The sequence below is a fragment of the Clostridium sp. NSJ-49 genome, from assembly GCF_014287725.1.
Taxonomy (GTDB): Bacteria; Bacillota; Clostridia; order Clostridiales; family Clostridiaceae; genus Clostridium; species Clostridium disporicum_B.
The window spans coordinates 1-1,652 of the sequence record NZ_JACOOP010000102.1 but is presented as its reverse complement, the minus strand read 5'-3'; the positions used below and the strand labels follow the sequence as shown (position 1 = coordinate 1,652).

At 30.6% G+C, this 1,652-nt stretch carries 1 protein-coding gene; it reads left to right on the top strand.

The window, feature by feature from the left end:
- The coding region (locus H8S10_RS17800; protein ID WP_186839741.1) for an SGNH/GDSL hydrolase family protein at positions 1–1,632 on the top strand (1,632 nt) is incomplete at its 5' end.
- Between the last annotated feature and the right edge of the window lie 20 nt (positions 1,633–1,652).

Genomic DNA, 1,652 nt, shown 5'->3' with positions numbered 1-1,652 from the left:
CAGGATCAAGTTAATCAAACTAATGCGCAATTGGAAACTAAGGCGAATAAAAGTGATACATCAAATTTGCAAGGACAAATTAATGTTTTGGTTGTGAATGGTACAGGGAATAGTAATCCAGAGGTAATTCAAGCTAGAGTTAATAGTTTAGGTATAGAGTTTGGAACATTAACTGAACGTAACTTACTCATCGAGAATTCACTCAATGGCGATGATTTTCCAGTAACATGGAATAATTGGGAAGAAGGTGGAATAAACACTAATACTGGAATTGATACCCCTGTCGTTGGTTATTTAAGAACTGTTGGATATTTGAATTTTAATGGATTAAGTAAAATAACTTTCAATTTAACTAATTGCAAAGTATATGTACTTGAATACTCTAAAGCAGATAAATCCTTTATAAAGGCAACAACTCAAACTTCAAGTTTTAATATTACAAATGTACTTAATTATTTCAGAATCGTTATAGCACCATTGACAAGTGCTGAACTAATACCAACTAATTTTCTTAATATGGTTGGAACATACAGTTTTAAAGAGATAAATCAATTAAAAGAAAAGGCGAATGATATACCTGATATATTTGACAGTTGTAATAAATATATAGGTGGACTATCTTTTAAAGAAAAACTTAAATGGGAAATTGGAGGGATAAATGGTTCTTTAGGAACTGATGTAACAATAGATTATGCGATAAGGAGTGCATTTTATACTTTTAATTCCAAAGTAGAAGCTATTTCAGATAAAGACATGTATTGTATAGCGTATAATCAAGATGGTACATTTCATTCAAGAATTAATAAGGTTAATGGGGTAGTCACACTTACAGATGTTACAAAAAAATATCGTTTTGTAGTGTCTAATGGTTCTGGTAATCCTGTAACGGACATTAATTTATTACTCAGTTTCGTAACAATTAAAAGTAAAGAGTCTTTTAATGAGAATGTATTAAACATTGTAAATGGGAGCAGTCCTTTATCTGGTAAAAAAATAAATTGCTTAGGGGATAGCATAACTTCTATTGATTATACATTACCGACATGGTGGCAACAGATAGCAAGTAAAACAGGTGCTATATTTAACAATTATGGTATTAGTGGAACTTGTATAGGGTTTAATGAGATTAGGGAAACTGCAAATGGGAAATGTTTTTGTAATAGATATATGGATATGGATACTACGGCTGATGGAGTAATCGTTATGGGTGGTACTAATGATTATGAAATTAAATTAGGAACATGGAACGATACTACAAATGAAACTTTTTACGGTGCTTTAAATGTACTGCTAAAAGGATTGTTAGAAACTTACAAAGGTAAGCCGATAATATTCATGACACCCATACAACAAGCAAATGATTATATTAATAATATGATTGATCCAGTTACACCAATACAGAGCAATTCTAATTCATCAGTGCAATTACAATTACGAGCAGAAGCAATAAAGAGAAAATGTATGCAATATGGTGTTACTTGTATTGACTTGTATAATACGAGTGGTATAAATGGGGTTGATTCTTCTAAGATTTATTATAGAAGTGGGGATGTAACCCATCCTAGTGAATATGGACAAAGAATAATTGCAGATAATTTGCTTCCAATTTTAGAAAGTAAATTTAAATTCTAACTCACAATTGATTTAAATTG